2 protein-coding genes are annotated in these 4,082 nt (G+C 56.6%); one reads left to right on the forward strand and one right to left on the reverse strand.

From position 1 onward, the window contains the following. Positions 1–244 precede the first annotated feature (244 nt). A complete protein-coding gene (locus RMSM_RS36085) occupies positions 245–2,428 on the reverse strand; it encodes a sigma 54-interacting transcriptional regulator (protein ID WP_081614477.1) in 2,184 nt (727 codons plus the stop codon). 421 nt (positions 2,429–2,849) lie between these two features. Here RMSM_RS36085 and RMSM_RS36095 point away from each other — a divergent pair. Then, a partial coding sequence (locus RMSM_RS36095; protein ID WP_008709792.1) for a DUF1598 domain-containing protein occupies positions 2,850–4,082 on the forward strand: 1,233 nt, incomplete at its 3' end.

The raw sequence follows: 4,082 nt of genomic DNA on the forward strand, positions 1-4,082 counted from the left end.
TCCGGTGCGCCGTTTTTGACGGGACGGTTCGTCGAGTGACGAAACGGTGGCTAGCGCCAAAACCGCTAACGCTGTGACGCATTTTCGTAGCGAAACTCGCAGAGAGTTTCGGTTTTATGCGCGTAGCCGAAAGTCTCGGCGACTTTCGCTACAGTTAATTCGCGTTTTCCTTATGGGGAAAAATTGCTTCACAACGTTGGCCAATACCGCGAACAAGGACAGCTATTCGGCAGGCGAACGGGGGTCATGGAGCGGCGAAGCGTTTTAGTTTGCGGTCTAGCGTGCTGCGTTCGATTCCCAGCATCGCGGCAGCGCGACTTTTGTTGCCGTCGGTGTGACGCAAGACGCGTTCGATGTGCTGTTGTTCCAGCTCGGCCAATGTCATTTCGACCGCAGTTTCACTGCCTGCCGCATTCGCTCCGCCGGCGCTGCCCGTCGGCGACAGCGCGAGGTCGTTTTCGTCAATGAAATTCTTTTGATTCAGCACCACAGCGCGTTCGATCACGTTTCGCAGCTCGCGAATGTTTCCCGGCCAATGATACTGGAGCAACCGTTTCTGCGCCGCTTCGCTGATCGTTTCGATCCGGCGACCCATTTCACGATTGAACCGGTCAAGGAAAAATTGCGCTAACAGCAAACAATCACGTTGACGTTGACGCAGCGGTGGCACAATGATCTCGACCACGTGCAGTCGGTAATACAAATCTTGTCGAAATTTGCCTTCGCCAACCATCGTTTGTAAATCGCGGTTGGTGGCGGCAACGACACGAACATCGACTTTGATCGGTTCGTGTCCCCCGACGCGTTCAAACGGATGCCCCTCGAGCACTCGAAGCAATTTGGCTTGCAATTCGCCATTCATTTCGCCGATTTCGTCCAGCATCAATGTGCCACCATCGGCCATTTCGAACTTGCCCCGCTTTCGCTCGGTGGCGCCGGTGAAAGCGCCTTTCTCGTGGCCGAACAGTTCGCTTTCGAGCAGCGTTTCACTTAACGCAGCACAGTTCAAACAGACCATCGGTCCTTCGCGGCGATTCGATGCGTGATGCAGGGCTGCGGCCACCAATTCTTTGCCCACACCCGATTCGCCTCGCACCAACACGGTGGCATGCGTGGGTGCGGCCAGTTTGATTTTTTCGATCACGGCTCGAATCGCTTCGCTCTTGCCGACGATGCGAACTTTGTCGCCAAGTTGTTCTTGCAGCAACTCGGCCTTGCGGCGGCTTAGATGCAGCGATTTGGCCAATCGTCGTTGGTCGGCAAGTCGCGACACCGACTCAGCGAGGATTTCTGCCACCGCGACGACGACTTGTAAATCGTCACTGTCAAAGGGGGGAATCCCGGCGGCAGTGGTCATGTGAATCATGCCAAGGAAACGATCGCGATGGTCGCGGATCGGGGCTAGGATGATGCTTTCGACATCGATCTCACCACGGCTGTTTTGGGTCGCCAATTGATCGTCGCCGACGATGTTTCGAGCCAACAGAGCGTGGCCGCTTTCGCCGACCAAGTTCTGCAGTAACGCTTCGGGCGGTCGACGATAACTGCGGTCGCCGCTTTGCCGTGTCGCGACCAACGGGACTTCGGAAATCGAGGTGGGCGACGTCGAGCGTTCGCTGAGATAAACACCGGCGGTATCAAATTTCAAGCTGCCGACCAAATCATCTAAACACGCGGCGACAGCGGACTCAGAATCGTCCAGCCGGGCCAGAGTGAATGCTAATTTGAGCAACCGGCTACGAACGCCCGGCGCATCGTCACCGGACGCGTTTTGGTCGGCGACGGTTTTGGTTTCCGCCGATCGTGACTCGGGTGCGGCGCCGCGTCCATGCAGGTAATCACTGTGACGCCGACGATCGGTGATCGCATCGGCGTTCATCTCCATCGTCAATTGGTCGTCGGTGGCTTGCGAGGCTGCGTCGTCATCGTCGGATGTCGATTCGATGCCGCCGGTATGGATGGTATGGGTGAACTGGATTGCAAACCCGGCGATTTCGATCTTGTCGCCATCGCGAAGCGGGTGTGGTGCGGTAATCTCGTTGCCGCCGACGAAGGTGCCATTACGGCTGCCGAGATCTTCGATGACCCACGACCCGGTGACGGTGGATTCGGGCTGCGAAGTGGTCGAAGCGTCAGCTCGGGTCGCAGCGTCGGCGGGGACCGCAGCATTGGCGTCGACTGCAGCACCGGCGGCGACGGGGGCGGACCAATAGATTCGCGCATGTTGGCGACTGGCTTGGTGGCTGCGGATCACAATTTGGTTGGACGAGGCTCGACCGAGAAACGCTTCGGCTGGGGGGGCGAGTCGAAACACGTCGCTCCATCGGCCAGCGGATTTCAAGACCAAGTAGGCACCAGGATGGTGACGGGCCGATTTGTCACCAGCTGGGTTTGTCGAAGATGTCGTCTGCGGGGCTTTGGTATTCAAGCGAATCCACTGCGAAGGAGAAGCCAAAAATGGAAAAGACCGTCAGCGTTCGATTATGCTGATTATGAACACCGTGACGGAGTTTGAAGCGGCTCGAGCGGCGGGACGTGAGCGTCGGGCACATGCCGCAGTGGCATTTTAGCGGAGAAACCGTCTATTTGTACGTACACAGTGACAGGACTTCTGTTGCGATATGGATTTTTCGCAAGTATCCTGTGTATCGGTTACTTGCCTGATCGCGTTGCCGTCCTTGCGGGATTGCAATTGCGAATCTTTAGTCCAAGGCACCTATTCTAAGCCACGAACCATCCCCCGCCTAAAAACGCCAGCCGTTGTGCGGGATACCTCGGAGATCCACTCGATGGAATTCGGTCCACAACGTCTATATCGCTTTACTGCGTCCGTTATCGCGGTCCTCTGTATGTCCACCTCACTACAGGCAGGAATCAGTGGTCTAAACAACCGAGCGGTGGGGGGGGTGTTGATTGACGCCGAAGGCATTGTCCGAAACGCGACGATTGCCGAACAACAACAACTTTCCAACGCGGCTCGTGCGGCGCTGAAGCAAGCCGAAGGCGAGATGAATCAAGCGACCGAGATGCGGATGATCTCGTTGGCGAAATTGCAGAAACATCTGCAGGCGACTCGCGAAGCGGGCGAACCGATCTCGAGCGACGTCGAGTTTTTGGCTGGCCTGCAACGTATTGAGTATGTTTTCGTCGATCCGGACAACAATGACATCGTGATCGCGGGGCCAGCGGAACCTTGGGAAATGCTCGATGACGGCAGCGTCGTGGGGACGGAGTCGGGCAAATCGACGATGCGATTGGCCGATTTGATCGTCGCGTTTCGCACGGTCGAAACCGCTCGTCGTGCCGGCATCAGTTGTTCGATTGAACCGACGGCCGAAGGTCGCCAACGACTGCAAAACCTGCTTCGCAACGTCAAGCTTCGTCCGGGCCAAAACCCCGCGATCTACGAATCGGCGATGAAGCAAGCGTTTGGCCCACAAATGATTAAATTGACCGGCGTGCCGCAAGACAGCCGGTTTGCCCGGATCTTGGTCGCCGCCGACTTTGAAATGAAGCGAGTTGCGATGGAATTGGCGCCGTCGAACGTCAATGGGCTGCCCAGCTACCTACAAATGTCCAAAAACAGCCGCCACAGTTCGGCTCAGAACCCACGCTGGTGGATGGCTTGTAACTACGACACGATGACCAAGAGCGAAGACGCTTTGGCTTGGAAATTGTCGGGCCAAGGCGTGAAAACGTTGACGGATCAAGACTTGGTCCAGGCGGACGGCAATGTCAAAGCGACCGGCCGTGTTGACAAGGTCGCTCAAGCCTGGGCCGAAACGATGACGCAAAAGTATCCTGAATTGGCCAAGCGGATCCACGTTTTTGGTGACCTGCAAAACATCATGGACATGACCATTGCAGCGACCCTGATCAGCCAAGAGCGGCTCGATCAAAAAGCGGGCATCGATCTGTCGCTGTTAAAGCAAGAGAACGAAGCGGTGGAATTGACTTCTTATGCGGTTCCCAAAGCACTGAATCCTCAATGCAGCTTTGTACGAGGCCGCAGTGGCTGGGTTGTGACGGCTTCCGGAGGCGTCGACATCGACGCCTTCTCAGTCGTTGAAAAGCAGGCCATT

Source organism: Rhodopirellula maiorica SM1, assembly GCF_000346295.1.
GTDB classification, from domain to species: Bacteria; Planctomycetota; Planctomycetia; order Pirellulales; family Pirellulaceae; genus Novipirellula; species Novipirellula maiorica.